This window comes from Paenibacillus andongensis (assembly GCF_025369935.1).
GTDB lineage: Bacteria > Bacillota > Bacilli > Paenibacillales > NBRC-103111 > Paenibacillus_E > Paenibacillus_E andongensis.
Genome location: NZ_CP104467.1, coordinates 5420190 through 5437608 on the forward strand (window position 1 = coordinate 5420190; position 17419 = coordinate 5437608).

Consider the following 17419-nt stretch of genomic DNA (forward strand, 5'->3'; position numbering starts at 1 on the left):
TACAACTTAGGTAATAGGCTTCACATACTCAAATTAAAGAATAATCCCCCCACAATTATGGCGTAAATTGCTTACCCGATTACACGCCAAAATGCCTTCTTAGGCTGAAATTCCCCATCGAACAGTAACGGCCAATTCTTTCGGCCGCGAACTGGGAAGTTGTCCAACCAGGTATAGTTGTCAGCCGCTCCCCAGAAAGTTACCGACGTAATGATATCCCGATATTCCTTAAAAAGCCCGAAGATTTCCTCGTACCGCTGCTGCTGCAGCTCCAACATTTGCTCGGTGGGCACCGTCAGATCGGTCCGTCTGTCGTCAAAGTGGAACATGGAAAGATCCAACTCGGTGATGTGAAGCTCCAGATCGAGAGATGCGTAAAGTTCGATCGCTTGCCGGATTTCATCCAGGGAAGGACCATGGATGTTCCAATGTCCCTGCATGCCGATTCCGTGGATCGGAACCCCCTTCTCCTTCAAGGAACGGACGAGATTATAAATCTTATCCCGCTTGACCGGCTCTGTCTCGTTGTAGTCATTATAGAACAGAAGCGCATTCGGATCGGCTTCATGTGCTGCCTCGAAGGCATGGCGGATATAATCCTCCCCGAGAATCTCCAGCCATTTGGTGCTTCGCATCACCAGGTCCGCCTTGTCTTCGATCGCCTCATTGACTACGTCCCACGCATATACCTTGCCCTTATAACGACCGGCTACCGTACGGATATGCTCCTGCATTCGCAAGAGAACCAGTTCTTTGCCTGCAGGACCGCCGGAAGGGCCTTCAAACACCCAGTCGGAGGTCTGATTATGCCAGACCATCGTATGCCCCCGGACGGCAATCCCGTTCTGCAAAGCAAAATCCATTATTTCATCCGCCGCCTCGAACGTATACCGTTCTTCCTCTGGATGGATCTCCTCGAACTTCATCTGGTTCTCCGCGGTAATGCTGTTATAATGCCGGGCGATGAAGTCCCCCTCCGATCGGATGGTCTTCGTGCTTACGGCAGCGCCGATTCTGAATATTCCGTTAAAAGCCTCGTGCAAGGTCGGTACCTTGTTATTCATGGATTGGCAAGCCTCCTCATCATATCCTGTTTAAACAGGCCTTCTATGTTATATGATATAGAATCTGAATAAACTTACCATTCACAGATTAAAGGTCTCTCCCCCCTATTCTTAAAAAGCATTAAAAATTGGATGCGATGTTTCCAGTCTCACTCAAAGCAAATAGACGTGTATCTCTTAGAAAAGAAATACACGTCCTTCGTTTGAATTAGATTCTTTTAGGCTTTGCTTAATTGTCTATACACGGCGGGCTTGTCGGACACACGTTTTTCAAACTCTTTGAGGAAATGATGATAATTAGCATATCCGATCTGCTCCGCGATTACGCGAATCGTTTCATCCGATTCACACAGCATTCGTTTCGCCTCATGAATGCGCAGGTCATGAATATACTCAATCATACCTACGCCGCACCTCTTCATGAACGCTTGGCCTAAGTAAACCGGGTTCATAAAGAACCGTTCTCCGATATCTTTAATTGTTAGCGCTTCCCGATAATGCTCTTGGATATAACGCTCAATAACCCGAAGGGGATGGCCAGAGAATTTGTCTTTATGCTGCTTTAACTGGCTCAAATACTGCTGCACATACACCTGCAGGGATTCCTCCACTTCTTTTAAAGAACGATGCTCCCTTCTCAAAAAATCGCGAACACGTGGCAGCGCCTCTGAATCAATGCCCATCTCCCGCATAACGGCAGCGCTCTTCAAAACAATGCGAATGACCAGCAAATGAACGACTTCCCGGGCCGTTTTGTTAGCAGACAGCATCACAAACATTTGCTTAATCAGGTCCTCAACCCGCTTCTCCTGAAGCGCCTCGATCGCACTTAGAATATCATCTACGATAGAAACCGCATTGAGATCATAGCTGATTTGCTTGTGATGAATCGTTTCGTAATCGAGCGGACCACCGGATACATGAAAGAAATGATGCACCGAAGTCTCTAAAGCACCTGCATACGAGTCTGCAATATGACGAAGGGAGTCCACCCGCGGACCTATCGACAAGCAGCATTCGATACCTTGCTCGCGCAGGTCTTCATATACCTGTTGAGCCCATTCCTCGATCCCGGGGAAAGACTCCATGACAAGGCCTTCCTGGCTCCCAAACAAGTCGATTGCATAAGCTTTTCGCGAAAGGAAGTAACGGGCATCCAGCTCCTGCTCTGAGCCGCTGAGCCATTCGATATGAATATACCTCCAGCCCTGATCTCCTTGTGCCAAGGGATATAGTATCTCCCCAACGTTCCCGTCTGTTGCCGAGATTTCCCCCCGAAGCATCTGAGCAAGCAGAGTCGGTACTAGGCGGTCGGAAACGAGGTCATGGCGTACCCTTTGCTGTTCTCGGTGCTGCAGCTCACCAATAACTAATTGAATGACAGCCTCCCATTCCCTATCCAAAGCCGGCTTAAGCAAATAGTGCTTAACCCCATACCTTAGGGCGGACCGAGCATATTCGAAATCATTGTAGCCGCTTAAAATGATGAATACCGGATCGCTGCCAGCCTTTTGCACCCGATCGATCAATTCTAATCCGTCAATTTCCGGCATCCGAATATCCGTCACCACGAGATCAGGCTTACAGGCTTCAATGCAGGCTAATGCTTCTTCGCCGTTCTCGCACATTTCCACGATTTCAAAGCCAAGCTCTTCCCATTCGACCATGAGCTTTATTCCTTCCAAGGCGAAAGGCTCGTCGTCCACCAAAATAACCTTATACATGTCCGTTAGTCTCCTCCTGTTTCCTAATAAGACTCAGAGGAATTTGTATGGTAACGCTTGTTTTCTCGAAGGGGATACTTTCAATATGGAACAAAGAACGTTCCGCGTAAAACAGATTTAAGCGGCGGTACACATTGCGAAGTCCGATGTTCTTGCCGTTGTCTTCTCCCTTAAACAGACTCTGAACAATCTCATCCAGTTTCGCACTGTTCATTCCGATTCCGTTATCTTCGACCTTCATGAGCATGTTCATCTCTGCTCTCTCTACAGAAATCCGAATCTTGCGATTCCCTTTGACCGATTGAAGCCCATGCTTGCAAGAATTCTCAACGAGCGATTGAATACTCATCTTCGGGATGCGATAGGATAGAACGGATTCATCGACAGACAATTCATAGTGAAACCGATCCTGGAATCGGAACTTCTCGATCTGGAGGTACATTTCAGTGAAGCTTAACTCTTCTTCAACCGTCACCAAATCCTCTTTCCAGCTTAGCAGCCTTCTCAAAATCTGAGACAAGTTTTGAATAATTTCTATCACATGCTCATAGCGATATTTCTTACACACTACGAGAATCGCGTTTAACGTATTGAACAAGAAATGAGGATCTACCTGGCTTTGCAAATAATTCAACTCTGCCTGCACACGTTCGAGCTCCAAATCCTTTTTTTGAATTTCAAGCTTGTACACGTCGTTAATTAAATTACGAATTTTCTCTGTCATCAGATTAAAGCTGCGCAGAAGATTGCCGATCTCATCTTTTCCTTCATACATCGTGATGGGTTCAAACCTCTCGTTTTTCACCAACTGCATATGTTTGGAGAGCTTTCTGACCCGGAAATTGAAGGAATGCATAATGATGTAAATCAATATTGTCGGAATGATCGTACTAATAAGCGTCAGCCAGATAAAAAAGTGGATAACCCCTTTCCTCTCCTCCGCGATTCGACTCCCCTCCGGTACCCCAATTAGCCGCCAGTTAAGCATGTAACTTGCTGTACTGAGAGGACTGATGAAGCTCTTCCCAGGTAAGCCTGCCAACTGATGATCCTTCGAGACAGGCAGAGTCGGCAGCAAAGGTTCAACACCCTTAAACGCACCTGCCGATTCCAGAACAAGCCGATTTTCCTCATCCACGAGCTTGATCAGCAAGTAATTGCGCTCTTTATCAAACAGCTCCAGCAGCTTATCCATCCGAAAATCGATACGCAAATATTTGGGAAATTTCATGAGGTCAGGGAAATTGTCCAGCTTCCGAATGATGCTGACATATACCAATTTCTCCTCGGGATTCATGGGATTCGTATCCAAATAAGAGGTCACTGTCACCTTATCTTTCTTTTCGTTCATCTTTTGATACCATTCACTCTTCAGATCATCAGGCTTAAGCATAAAGTAGCTTCCACCATTGGATAGCGTTGGGTTCGAGGTGTACACACCAATCCAAGAGATGTAGGGATAAATATTCGGATATTGTCCCAATTTGTCTCGGAGGTAGCTGTCGTATTCTTCGTAATAGGCAACATTATCCGAGTACGTATATTCAAGCATCTCATTAAATAAACGATCAGCGGATACGGCGTTGCCGATCGCCACACCTTCGTTCACCATTTGCATGATCTCGTTTCCAACCCTATCCAGAGAAATCCGCAAGTTGTCCATCTCTCTACGTTCTGTATTTTTGCTATCCTGCAAGTAAAATAAGCTGTTTATACACAAAATCGGTAGCAGCACACACATCAAGTATATGATCAGAAACTTGAATTTCAAGGGAATATCATTAACGATACGCAACAGTTTCCATCTCCGGCTCATATTTGCTCTCCTTGTCAGTCGTAGGTTAACCCTTTTTGTAGGCAGAGGGTAACAGGCCGGTAAGTGCCTTGAACTTGTTTACGAATTGTTCGGAATCCGAGTAGCCGACACGATCGGCGACATCGGATATTTTCAGTTCTTCACGACGAAGTAATTTTTTGGCCTCGTCAATTCGTACGACATGTAAATATTCATTGAAGGTGAGGCCAACTTGCTTCTTGAACCTCTGGCCAAAGTAGGCCGGATTCAGCCCAAAATGCTCTGCAACAACCTGCAGCTGCAGCTTTTCCCTATAGTGCGATTTGACATAATCTCCCGCTGCAGATACGACTGCATCTTGCCCTACGCCTTTCTTCTGACCCATCCACTCTGCAGCTTGCAGGAATTCTTGTGATACCTTGCGTTCCAAGAGGCCAATATCCATTGGAGCGGTAGGAGCAAACCAATTTGGAGCCCACACAGGCTCACCGCCGGATTGGGTAATTGTCTTAAGAATTTCAAGCTTAATGTTGCCTAAATAAGCACTCACCCACGATTCAGAGACAGACTGCCTCGAAAGAGCGACGAATAAGTGGTGTACGTGGGCTCGCACTGTTTCTGGACACCCACTCCGTACGGCATCAAGGATTGATTCCGTCATTCCAACAAATGCAGGAAGCGTCTCCGCTGACCGCTCTCCTTGATAAATGTAAATCCCTTCCGTTCCAGAAGGGAACTTGCACATTTCGGCCATAAGTCCCTCACGGAATGCTTCTTTTAACGCATACGGTCCCTTGTGTTTGCCGCTAACCGAAAACGAGAGTGCTCTGCCCCAGCTATTTCGGATACTGGCAATTAACTCTGTCATCATCGCAGGAGAAAGTTCGCGCTCCTCGGGTCCCGAGACCAGCAAGAATCCATGTCGCTCTTTGCCTACGCCAAATGGAAGCAGCGTCGCTTGAGTAAACTTGATCTTATCTGCAGTAACCTGCATCAGGTCCGATTGGACATGAGGCTGAATGTCAGGCTCAAGCAAGATGCAGCGGAAGCTGGAACGTTCATGAAAATCCAACAAGGCCTTCGCCTGCTCAATCCATTTCTGCCTGATTTCTCCCTGCAATAGCCTTGAAATCGTTTCCATTCGTAAGCAATCCAAGGCAGCGTTTTCATACTGAATGTGAGATTCACGCTCCCTGATCGTATTCGCAACTGCTTCCACTGCAGCTACAAGCTCCGTTTCAATCAAAGGCTTCATCAAATAATTGGCCACACCATGCCGCATAGCTCTTTTGGCATATTCGAAATCCGCGTATCCACTCAAAATAATAAATTTCACTCCAGGGTGTAGGCAGGAAGCTTGTTCAATCAATTCCAATCCATCTATGACAGGCATTCGAACGTCCGTCAGCACCAAATGAGGCAGGGTCGACGCCATCATGGCTAAAGCGTCTTCGCCATCCGACGCTTCCCCGCATATTTCAAAGCCTAGCTTATTCCAATCAATCATCGACCGTAGTCCCTCTAGCATATAAGGCTCGTCATCGGCAAACATGACCCTTAACATTGGAATCACCTCACTTCGGAGTAGATATGACTATTATAAAGGATAGGTAGAGCTTGAATAAAGCAAAAACCGTCCCAGCACCGAGCTGAAACGGGAAATGATTATTATCATGGTTTATTACTTCTTACTCTTTGACGCTTCCAAGGTTCATGCCGACGATAAAATACCTTTGCAGGAAAGGATACACGAACAGAATTGGAACCGCCGCCACAATCGTGATCGCCGCACGTATGGAAGAAGGCGTAACCATGGCCTTCGTTTGATTTGTGTTTGCCCCTGCCATCAGACCGGGATCGTTGTTGCTGCTCATCGTTGATCCAAGCAGCTTCATCATTTCGTACTGAAGTGTACTCAGCTTCAAATCAGACGAAGCATACAGGAACGTATCGAACCAGGTATTCCAAGAGCCAACTGCTATAAACAAGGCGATGGTCGCTAGTACAGGCGTACACAGCGGGAAAATGATGCGTATAAATATGGTGAAATCACCGGCTCCGTCCATTTTCGCAGACTCAACCAAGCCTGATGGAAGCGTTCGAATATACGTCCGGATGACAATAAGATTAAACGCATTCACCATTCCTGGGAGCACATACACCCAGAAGTTATTCAGAAGCCCCAGGCTTTTGATCAGAAAGTAGTTAGGAATAAGTCCTGCATTAAAATACATCGTCAACACAAAAATTAAACCGATGATTTTACGAAAAAGATAGTGGGGTTGTGCTAGTGTATACGCTAACATGGTGGTAAGGAATACACCTATCACCGTCGCTGTAATCGTACGAGCGACTGAAATCCACGCTGCATGGTAAATCGTACCAGAAAGGAAAATTGCCTTATAATTTTGCAATGACCATGAACGAGGCCATAGATAGATGCCTCCCCGAGTCGCATCATTGCCCTCATTGAATGAAATCGTTAGAGTATGAAGGAACGGATATAATGTTACTATAGCAAGAAGGAGCATGAAGATGCCGTTAATCGTATGGAACAGAATCGGCTCCATTCGAATTCTGCGCGCAGTCGTTGTTCCCATCGTCATCTCTCCTTTATATCAACCGCTCTTCACCAAGGCGCTTGGCGGTAGAATTTGCAATCAGAATAAGTATTATGCTTACAACTGTTTTGAAAATACCTGCCGCAGTGGCCAGCGAATAGTTGCCTTGAGCTATCCCGTACTTTAGAACGAAAATATCAATCGTTTGCGACCAGTCGACGACCAATCCATTGCCGAGCAGGTACTGAATTTCAAAGCCTGCATCCAGAATATGTCCGATGTTCATGATTAATAGAATGATAAATGTCGACTTGATCCCAGGCAGTGTGACGTAAAGGATCTTCTGGTAACGGTTTGCACCGTCGATTCCTGCAGACTCATACAGCGACGGATCAATCGAGGTGATAGCTGCAAGGTAAATGATGGTATTCCATCCCACCTCTTTCCAAACATTAGACAAGCCCACAATCCCCCAGAAATACTTGCCTTGACTAAGCCACATCACAGGTTCCTTAATGAAGTGCAACTTCACCAACAGCTGATTAACGATACCATCATCAACGGATAGGGAAGTCGCTACAATACCCGCAGCAATGATCCACGACAGAAAGTGAGGCAGATAAGAAATCGTTTGGATGGACCGTTTCCAGAAACGAGCTTTAATTTCATTCAGTAAGAGAGCTAAAATAATGGCTGTTGCAAAGCTAAGAACCAAATTGATCATACTCATGGCAAGCGTGTTGCGAAGCACTGTCAAGAACGTATCATCTTGAAATAGAAATTTAAAATGCTTCAGCCCCACCCACTGCTGTTTGGAAAATTTCAAAGCCGGACGATAATTCTGGAACGCCATCAACCAGCCCCAAATCGGTACATAATTGAAAATTAGAATATAAATCACGATGGGAAACGACATCAGCATTAACTGCTTCTGGTTTTTGATCGTCTTCCAACTTAAACCGACGCCGATTTCCGGATCAATTTTTTGCTTTTTCGTTGGTCTTTTGGACAGTATGGTCTCGGCCATCGACATTCCCTCCTAGGAAGTAAAGCAGAGAAGACCCTGAGTCTCCCCCACTCTACTACATTTCTATTCTCTTATTTGCTGCTCCAATTCTTAATACGCCAGTTAATTTGTTCATTGATACGATCTTCGATGGCTTTGAAATTACTTTTGGAAATCTGATCCACATATTCCTTCCATACACCATCAAATTCATCCGGTTTGACCATAATTGCTTTCGGCAAATATTTGACGGCAAGGTCTTCCATCTTCTGATTGGCCACTTTGGCTGGTGAACCATCCACCAGATCAATACTCCACGCTGGGTAGTATATGTTATTTTCCACAGGTGATTTGAAGAACTCTGCCCATGTCTTATGGTTGTATGCCTTCAGAACTTCCTGATCCTGCGGCTTCAAGCTGTCGAAGAATTCCTGTGGCTGTGATCCAGCATCAGTTGCATTTCCGTCACTATACGTCCCTTGCATCTTAGGTAGGCCACCAAAGAACCCATCCGCTTTATTCGCTAGCTTCCATGTATTATCGTCTGCTTTCGCGCGCTGTTCAGGCGTACGGTAGAACTTACCATCCTTTACCTCATAATCCTCGCCTTGAATACCCCATTGGAGTGTCTTCTGCCAATCTTCGGTCATTAGTGCGTCAAGGAATTTGATGATTTGAACCGGATCCTTGGCTTTCGTCGAAATTCCGTATCCGCGGTTGATGTTCAAAACTGGACGGTCACGGTAGTGCTCTGTGGCGCCTGGATATAAGAGCGGGAACCCTACGTATGTGCTGCCGAATTTACCTTGTGATTTCAAAGAATTTTCTCCATCGCCAAAGTTCCAGTGCTGGTCGAACATCCCAATGACACGACCACTGGCAATTTTAGCTAAGTATTGATCGTAGTTCTGTACCAGTGCTTCCTTATCCATCAAGCCTTGCGCATTGATCTCATTCAGCTTCTTGTAATAGGTCTTGGCAATATCCTTGTCCGCAAAAATTGACGCTTTCCCGTTATCGACGATAACACCACCGTCATTTGGGTAACCAGCTAAATGCTCTGGCGGATTAAGCAGCGGGAATTTTCTCCAGTCGAAGCTCAACGTCTCGAACCCGATCATATCTGGATGTTTCGCTTTGTATTTCGCAATGATATCGAAATATTCGTCCAACGTTTTAGGAGTTGGATACCCCATTTCCTTCAGGACATCCTTTTGCAGGAAAAAGCCTGGTCCTTCATACGTAGTATCGTTAACTTGACCAGTGAACACGCCGTAAGCTGGCAGAACATAAAGGTGACCGCTTGCAGGATCCTTGGCCTGATTCAGCACGGATGCATAGTGCTTCTTCAGATTCGGCGCGTATTTGTCAATCAGGTCCTCGAGGGGAATAAAAGCACCGGCCGCAATTAGTTTATCATCCCCGGTCATAATATCCGCATAATCGCCGCCGGCAATCATAACGCCCATCTTCTGCTGCAGGTCACCGACCAGAAACTCCATTTTTAGGCTAACGCCAGTTTTATCTTTAATCATCTTGTAGATCTTGTTGTCAGGAGTCGGCTGTTGACCAGGGCCACCAATGAACACTGACAATGTAACCGGTTTAATCGCGTCGTTATTCGTTGCTGCTGGACTGGTTTGACTACCGCTAGGTGAAGAGGTGCTACTTGCCGTATCCTTCGAGTCGCTGCACCCTGACAGCGTTAATCCTAGCGCCAGAACGGGTACCATTGCAGCTAAAGCAGGTCGTTTTATTTTCTTAACCATTTTTTTAATCCTCCCTTTTGTCTCCATGAAGATGCATGATCCTATAGGCCAACCCTTATTTACTTACACTATTTATTATACTCTCCAAGAATACGCTTACAATTCACAAAATATAGGTCTTACCCCTACGAATTACAGTCATGTAAATCTAATGTTCGACTAAATAAGTCAACCCATCTACTGGCTGTTTACTTCAAGCAAGGTTGTCCGTCTGCACCTACAAGGATCGGCCTCCCACCATTTTGAGCCTATTTAAATCATTCGTCAACAAAGGCAATGATTGAGCATTTCCCTACAGCATCGACGAAGTTATTGACAAGAACAAAATCACCCTACGGGTGAATAAACACTTCTAGCCGACGATTCATCCAACCATCTTTTCTCAAGTTCTCGTTCCCGCTCTTCGTCATAATAATATATTTGCCCGTAAACTGCATGCCAAATAACCACCAGTTGCATCCTTTGCTTGCAACAAGGTCACCCCAGGGGGTCGCTGTCAGGACCCTGTCGAAGGTCGATCCGCTTGAACGATGGTCGACGGTTCGCTCATTTGCGAAGTTGACGCGATACTGGCCGTCGTCGCTGCTTTTGTACCTGCTTCCAAAACAGCGAGAATACGATCCACATCATAAACACTCCCTGCCCAGGTTCCACCGCTGACAGACTGTAAGGCAGCCCATAAACGAGTATCTGCAGGTAGATTTTCGTCTGCGGCAAGCTCCGGGTGAGGGTCGCGGGCAGCAAGCACACGGGCTCCTTCTTCAGGGTGCAGCAATTCGCCACCATCGCCTAGAAAATGGATGCTGCCTTCCAAACGATTTCGGTCAACTACGATGTCGATTGTATCACCATCCCGTAGTTTACCAATCGGACCGCCAGCTAGCGCTTCAGGTCCAACATGACCAATGCAGGCACCTGTGGATACGCCCGAAAACCGGGCATCGGTAATAAGGGATACGTATTTGCCGAACGGCAAATGCTTTAATGCTGAGGTTAATTGATAGGTCTCCTCCATCCCGGTACCCAATGGTCCGCGCCCGATCAACACCATAATATCTCCAGCTTGAATGCCGCCTTTCTTGATTGCCGAGATTGCCGTTTTCTCCGAGGTAAACACCTTGGCATTGCCCCGATGGCGGTAAACCCCATCCTCTCCAATGGTTGTCGGGTCAATTGCCGTCGATTTAATCACCGAGCCTTCCGGAGCCAGATTCCCAGTAGGAAACGTAACTGTCGAGGTCAACCCTCTTTCTTTGGCACGTTCTGGACTCATAATAACGTTGTCCGGATCGATGCCGTCCATTTCCATAAGCAGACTTCTCATCCGCCCTCGGCGCTCGCTCGTTTCCCACCAATCCAATACAGTACCCAGCGTTTCACCGCTTACGGTCAACGCACTTTCTTTCAGTACCCCCAAGCGTCGGAGATGCAGCATCACTTCCGGTACCCCTCCGGCCAAAAATACGCGCACAGTCGGATGATATTCCGGACCATTCGGCAATACGCTGACTAACCTTGGTACGTCTTTATTGATACGAATCCAGTCTCGAACAGTCGGAACGGGCAGCCCTGCCGAATGAGCGAAAGCAGGGATATGTAGCAGTAAATTGGTCGATCCGCCGAAGGCCGCATGAACAACCATCGCATTGTGGATGGACGCTTCGGTCAAAATATCCTTCATCCGGATTCCTTTTTCCTCGAGCGTCATCATTGCCCGGGCCGACTGCCTGGCCATCTCTTCCCACACGGGCTGTCCCGACGGTGCAAGCGCAGCGTGAGGCACCGTCATGCCCATAGCCTCTGCAATAACCTGCGAAGTAGCTGCCGTTCCAAGAAACTGACAACCTCCGCCCGGTGTGGCACAAGCCCGGCAGCCAAGGTCGGCAGCATCTTCCAGGCTGATTTCGCCATTAGCATACCTTGCACCTATGGTTTGGATTTTCCCGGCATCTTCGCCCTCCGTAGGAGGTAATGTCACTCCTCCGGGCACAATTACGCAAGGGAGTTCGTGCATCCCGGCGAGAGCAATCATCATGGCAGGCAGTCCTTTGTCGCAGGTCGCCACACCGAGCACTCCTTTGCGCGTCGGCAAGGAGCGGATGAGTCGCCGGAAAACGATCGCTGCATCGTTGCGGTAAGGCAGAGAGTCAAACATGCCTTCCGTTCCCTGGGACCTACCGTCGCAAGGGTCGCTCACATATCCGGCGAAAGGAACCCCTCCGCTTTCTGTGATCACCTCTGCAGCAGCCTGTGTCAGCAGGCCAACTTCCCAGTGACCGGTATGATAACCGAGCGCGACAGGACTGCCGTCTTCCTTACGTATGCCCCCTTGCGTGCTTAACAACAGATACTGTTTACCCTTCAGGCGAGACGGTTTCCACCCCATTCCAACATTTTGGGTAAGTCCGAACAACTCTCCGCTGGGAGCATGCAATAACATTTCTTTTGTTAGTGGCAATGAGCCTTTTGGGCCTTGCGCATGCGTACGGATTGTAAACAAATCGTTATTTTCATTTGCCATAATCGATTTTAATTGCTCTGTCATTAACCCTCCACCCTTCCGAATTAGGTTTCAATGCAAAAGTGATACGCTTAAGCTTTGAGAAATACCGTTTTTATCGAAGTGAAAAATTCAATGGCCGCCTGGCCTTGCTCGCGCGAATGAGAGCTAGACTGCTTCATACCGCCGAACGGAGCCTGCAACTCCACTCCGGCTGTCTCGGAATTAATTCTTACTAAACCGGCGTCCATATCTTGAATAAACGAAAGAATGTTGCTTATGCTTTGCGTGTAAATAGAAGCGCTCAGACCATAATCCGAATCGTTAGCCAGTTGAATGGCTTCTTCCATGGATTCGACCTGAATTAGCGCGAGGACTGGGCCGAATATTTCTTCCCGGGCAATCGCCATTCCCGGAGTTACTTTATCGAACACGGTGGGCTGAATATAGAAGCCTTCGGCGAGATCCGGGTGATCCGGTGATGCTCCGCCGAATAACAGCTCAGCTCCTTCCTCTATTCCTTTTTGAATGTAGGACTGCACCGTTCTTAGCTGATTTTCGTTTGCGCAAGGGCCGAGCCATGTACCGGCATCTAATCCATGACCAACTGTTAAACCTTTTAATTTGCTCAGGAGCTTTTCTTTGAAAGTTTCATACACATCACGCATCACAATGACACGGCTTGTTGCCGTACATTTCTGTCCTGTCGACCGGATTCCGCCACTGATCGTCGCGTCAACCGCCAAATCCAAATCGGCATCTGCAGCGATAATGATCGGATTTTTCCCGCCCATCTCAAGCTGATATTTCGCCCCTCTGGCCAGTGCCGCCTGACCGACCCGTTTGCCAACTTGATTGGAGCCGGTAAACGTAATTCCGTTTACATCCGGATGCTCTGCAAGACCTTGCCCGATCACAGATCCGCTGCCGGTCACCATATTTAATACACCGGCAGGAAGTCCCGCTTCTGCGATGCATTCTACGACTTTGGCAGCCGTTACGGCCGTCTCCTGAGCAGGCTTCAGCACAACCGTATTGCCATAGATTAAGGCTGGCGCCATTTTCCATATCGGAATCGCCACTGGAAAATTCCAAGGTGAAATAACTCCGACAACCCCAAGCGGTACACGGGTCGTAAACATCAGCGCTTCGCTATCCGTGGAGGGAATCACGTCCCCGATTTTCCGCATCCCTTCCCCAGCATAGTAGCGCAAGATTGCGATCCCTCGTGCAGTTTCGCCCTTTGCTTCCGGCAATGTTTTGCCCATTTCCCGTGTCATCGTCTCGGCAATTTCATCGATGCGTCTCTCAAGTGCATTGGCCGCTTTAAACAAATAATCCCCTCTCGCCGATCCCGATAACTTTCTCCAACCTTGCTGCGCCGCTTTGGCGGAGGCAACGGCTTGGTTCAATTCCTCCAATGACGACAATTGGACATAGCCCACGACTTCAGTTCTTTTAGCTGGGTTTATGCTGGGAACAGTTTGCCCAGCGCTAGCAGGACACCATTCACCGTTTATATAGTTTAAATAAGTTTGCCCTCCAACAAATACGGATGTCATATATATTCCTCCTTAAATGTATGTTATCTACCAATTGGATAATTATAGATTAACTTCCTGCACCTACAACATGATTAACAAGTTTCCCAATACCGCTAATCTCAATTTCGATCCGGTCTCCGTGAGCGAGTGTAAACTCGTTAGGCGGCACAATACACGTTCCCGTCAGCAGCACGGTCCCGTCAAACAATTCATTATCCCGAATTAAAAATTCGGTCAATTCGTCAAGCTTTCGTTTTAGCTGATTGGTATTAGCCGTTCCCTCGACAGCTTTTTCCCCATTGCGATATATTCGGCTTGTAATCTGCAAGTTGTAAGGGTCGTCTACCGTTTCGGCTAAACGGATCGCTGGTCCCAGGGAGCAGGAACGCTTCCATACTTTGGCCTGAGGCAGGTAGAGCGGATTCTCGCCTTCAATATCCCGGCAGCTCATATCATTGCCAATGGTGTATCCTACGATTTTCCCCATAGCGTTTAGAACAAGGCCTAACTCCGGTTCTGGCACCTGCCACACGGAATCGCTTCGGAGTTGTACTTCACCGCCTGGACCTACCGTTCGGGCAGCCGTCGATTTGAAAAAAATCTCCGGGCGCACAGCGTCATAAACTTTATCATAAAAGGTCAAGGCATCCAGTCTGCCTTCGGTCGCCTCATAATTCCGTGCGTCTCTGCTTCGCTCATAGGTAACCCCAGCAGCCCATACTTCTGGCGCTTCAATTGGAACGAGTAGCTCCAGCTGATCTACTTGACATGTTAACGCTTCACGGCCTTCGATCATTTTCAAAACCAACTCGAGCGGTGAAATCTCTTTTTCGTCAGCTTCTTGAATCAAAGCTAAAAAATCGCTTTGCAGCAATACGAAAATTTGCCCTTCGTCATTAACTGCAGCTAGCTGTGAAAGCCCTTCATTTATAAAACGGATAATTTTCATAAATTGCTCACTCCTCTAATTTTGTTTTATATTATAAAACAGCGTTCTCAAATAATAGTGTAAAAATTGCCTGGACTCGACATGCTTTACAAAACTTGCCGAAACCCCAGGGTCTGTGAAATCGTTTCTGCTTCTTTCTTAAGTAAGGCAATATACTGTTTAAACAATAAATCATCTACCGTTGAAATCAATGATGATATGCTGATCGCTGCTACAACCGAGCCATTATGCTCGAAAATAGGTGCTGCAGCGCATCGTACGCCCGGTTCGTTCTCCTGATTGTCAATGGAATACCCTTGCTCCCTTATCTGATTCAGCTCGTTAAGGAATGCCTCTATCTCCGTAATCGTCGCTTCTGTAATCTTGGAGAAATGGTAATTCCGAAGGAGCATATCGATCTCATCCTTCGTTCTAAAGGCTGTCAGCACCTTTCCTACCGCGCTGCTATGAAGTGATATTCTACGACCGATTCGGGAATAGCGAATCGCAGCTTTTTCCCCCTCAACTTTATCCAAATACACGCCTTCCTTCCCATCAAGAATAACGAGATGGGTTGTCTGACCTGTCTGCTCCGACAAAGCAGTCAAGTGCTTTCGGGCAACTGTACGGATGTCCAGGCCTTGCAGCATAAGCTGTCCCTTTTCCAGGAACTTTAACCCTAACTTGTACTTTCCTGTTTCCATATCCTGATTGATATAACCGTGTAACTGAAGCGTTTTCAATAAGGAGTGTATTGTACTCTTGTGAAGCTCCATTCTCGCGCTGATTTCTGTAATTTTCAGCTCTGTCGTATGCTCGTCGAATAAATCCAATATTTTCAATGCTCTGTCCAGCGCTTGAATAATAGGCATGGTATCACTCCTATCTACAAGTTTCCCGTCCCTCAGTTCTAAGGATTTATCTCATGTATGCTCACTCATCCTCAGGATTTCTTCACATTGTACACGAACCTAGAAAACTGAGCCGTTCCTCCAATCTCCTTGGTAGAATATAGGAACAACCCGTAACGCGCCCCTACAAATTGATCCATTTTCCAGACCATATTATGGGTAATACCAAGCTTTTTCCAGTCTTCTCCGTCCATGTAATAAAACTCGCACTCGTCTGTATTGTTCACGAAATTGCCATAAGCCTTCAAAGTAACTTTGTCACTGTCCACTGGAATCCTTGCATATTCCACCCCAGTCTCTTTGTCTACTAGGTTTCCGAAGATCGTTTTATCGTCTGTGGTTCTTGCCAACATGACCAAGTAGTATTGTCCAGCTTCCTTGGTAAGTGCAATGAAGCCATAGGTGCTGATCAAGAAGCACAAGCCTGCATAATCGCCATCCTTTAGCTCGCTTCCATCCAAGGTAACGATAGCTTCGCATGCGGGCCCCATTGTACGCTGTGTCAATGTATTTACCGAAAATGTTAAATTGGGATTGATTTTTCCAGATTGAATACGATATGTACCCGGCTTATCCGTTACGGACCACAAAATATCTGTCGGGATATGATTCCACTGCCAGTAGTCTTTCAGATGAACCTTGCCGTTCTCATCCGGCTTGTAGAAGAAATCATCGCTTCCGACCAACGGTTTGTATTCATATCCAGGTCTAGTACTCGGAATGTCGATATATGGGGGTGGCTTCCTATCGAATACCGGAACATCATTTTCCCAATGCAAAGGCACCAAGACAGGGATACGGCCAACGGCACCATGATCCTGAAACAAGAGGGCATACCATTTACCATCTGGCGTATCAACGATTCCGCCTTGTGCTATACCTGCATTAAAATACTCCATGTCATCATCAAACACCTCTCCGCCAACAAAGTCCCCCTCCAGGGAATCTGCTACAAAACAGGCTTGTGTTCTGCGACTATGTCTGGACTGTGTAATGTGTATAAAAAATGCGTAATATTTTCCATTAATCTTATAGATATGGGCACCTTCATAACCAAGATGATAAGGTCCTGTCTCCCTCACAATGATCCGGTTTAATCCACCAGGCTTGGGTCCGGTCAAATCTTCCTTTAATTCTGTAAGATGAATCTCGGCATTTCCATATATAATATAAACTCTGCCATCATCATCAAACAAAAGTGAGCAATCATGATAGAATCCTTCGATATTCGGGTGCCTCATCCATGGTCCTGTGATTTCAAACGCAGAAAACAAATACGTTTGATGAGTATCGTTTGCTACGAAACATACATAATATTTACCTTGATGGTAACGCAAAGATGCCGCCCACATTCCCTTTCCATAGATCTGTCGGTCACCCTCCAGCCTCTGATCCGGTGTATCATCCAAAGCATCATATACATATGTTGCCACTTCCCAATGGATCAGGTCATACGACCTCAATATTACACACCCCGGCATAAAATGCATGGTCGTACTGACCATATAATAAGTATCCTCCACCCGGATCACATCGGGGTCCGGATAGTCAGCCCATATAATGGGATTCGGGTACATCTGCATTTCCCCCTCCCTTAATTTAGCTCCTACAATAAAC

At 46.8% G+C, this 17419-nt stretch carries 12 protein-coding genes; all 12 read right to left on the reverse strand.

Annotated features, from left to right (window positions below; translation table 11 throughout):
• Positions 1 to 71: 71 nt before the first annotated feature.
• The 12 genes from NYR53_RS24365 to NYR53_RS24420 all read right to left on the reverse strand — a co-directional run bounded on the left by NYR53_RS24365 (position 72) and on the right by NYR53_RS24420 (position 17379).
• Complete coding sequence (locus tag NYR53_RS24365; protein ID WP_261301726.1) at positions 72 to 1064, reverse strand: endo-1,4-beta-xylanase; 993 nt, start codon at positions 1062 to 1064, stop codon at positions 72 to 74.
• Positions 1065 to 1282: 218 nt separating this feature from the next.
• Positions 1283 to 2788, reverse strand: a complete 1506-nt coding sequence (locus NYR53_RS24370; protein ID WP_261301727.1) for a response regulator transcription factor — start codon at positions 2786 to 2788, stop codon at positions 1283 to 1285.
• Complete coding sequence (locus NYR53_RS24375) at positions 2781 to 4604, reverse strand: sensor histidine kinase (RefSeq protein WP_261301728.1); 1824 nt, start codon at positions 4602 to 4604, stop codon at positions 2781 to 2783. Before NYR53_RS24375 ends, NYR53_RS24370 begins: the two co-directional genes overlap by 8 nt.
• A 25-nt stretch (positions 4605 to 4629) precedes the next feature.
• On the reverse strand, positions 4630 to 6147 hold the full coding sequence (locus NYR53_RS24380; RefSeq protein WP_261301729.1) for a response regulator transcription factor: 1518 nt from the start codon (positions 6145 to 6147) through the stop codon (positions 4630 to 4632).
• Positions 6148 to 6271: 124 nt separating this feature from the next.
• Positions 6272 to 7183, reverse strand: a complete 912-nt coding sequence (locus NYR53_RS24385) for a carbohydrate ABC transporter permease (protein WP_261301730.1) — start codon at positions 7181 to 7183, stop codon at positions 6272 to 6274.
• A 13-nt stretch (positions 7184 to 7196) separates the two neighbouring features.
• Positions 7197 to 8171 (reverse strand): ABC transporter permease, encoded by a 975-nt coding sequence (locus tag NYR53_RS24390; RefSeq protein WP_261301731.1) that lies wholly within the window; start codon positions 8169 to 8171, stop codon positions 7197 to 7199.
• 71 nt (positions 8172 to 8242) lie between these two features.
• Positions 8243 to 9919, reverse strand: coding sequence for a type 2 periplasmic-binding domain-containing protein (locus NYR53_RS24395; RefSeq protein WP_261301732.1), 1677 nt, complete (start codon positions 9917 to 9919; stop codon positions 8243 to 8245).
• 496 nt (positions 9920 to 10415) lie between these two features.
• Positions 10416 to 12464 (reverse strand): YjhG/YagF family D-xylonate dehydratase, encoded by a 2049-nt coding sequence (locus tag NYR53_RS24400; RefSeq protein WP_261301733.1) that lies wholly within the window; start codon positions 12462 to 12464, stop codon positions 10416 to 10418.
• A gap of 47 nt (positions 12465 to 12511) precedes the next feature.
• On the reverse strand, positions 12512 to 13981 hold the full coding sequence (gucD, locus tag NYR53_RS24405; protein WP_261301734.1) for an alpha-ketoglutaric semialdehyde dehydrogenase GucD: 1470 nt from the start codon (positions 13979 to 13981) through the stop codon (positions 12512 to 12514).
• Positions 13982 to 14030: 49 nt separating this feature from the next.
• On the reverse strand, positions 14031 to 14912 hold the full coding sequence (locus tag NYR53_RS24410) for a fumarylacetoacetate hydrolase family protein (protein WP_173188291.1): 882 nt from the start codon (positions 14910 to 14912) through the stop codon (positions 14031 to 14033).
• Positions 14913 to 14998: 86 nt separating this feature from the next.
• Positions 14999 to 15763 (reverse strand): IclR family transcriptional regulator, encoded by a 765-nt coding sequence (locus tag NYR53_RS24415; protein WP_261301735.1) that lies wholly within the window; start codon positions 15761 to 15763, stop codon positions 14999 to 15001.
• Positions 15764 to 15834: 71 nt separating this feature from the next.
• Positions 15835 to 17379, reverse strand: a complete 1545-nt coding sequence (locus NYR53_RS24420; protein WP_261301736.1) for a glycoside hydrolase family 43 protein — start codon at positions 17377 to 17379, stop codon at positions 15835 to 15837.
• Positions 17380 to 17419 lie beyond the last annotated feature (40 nt).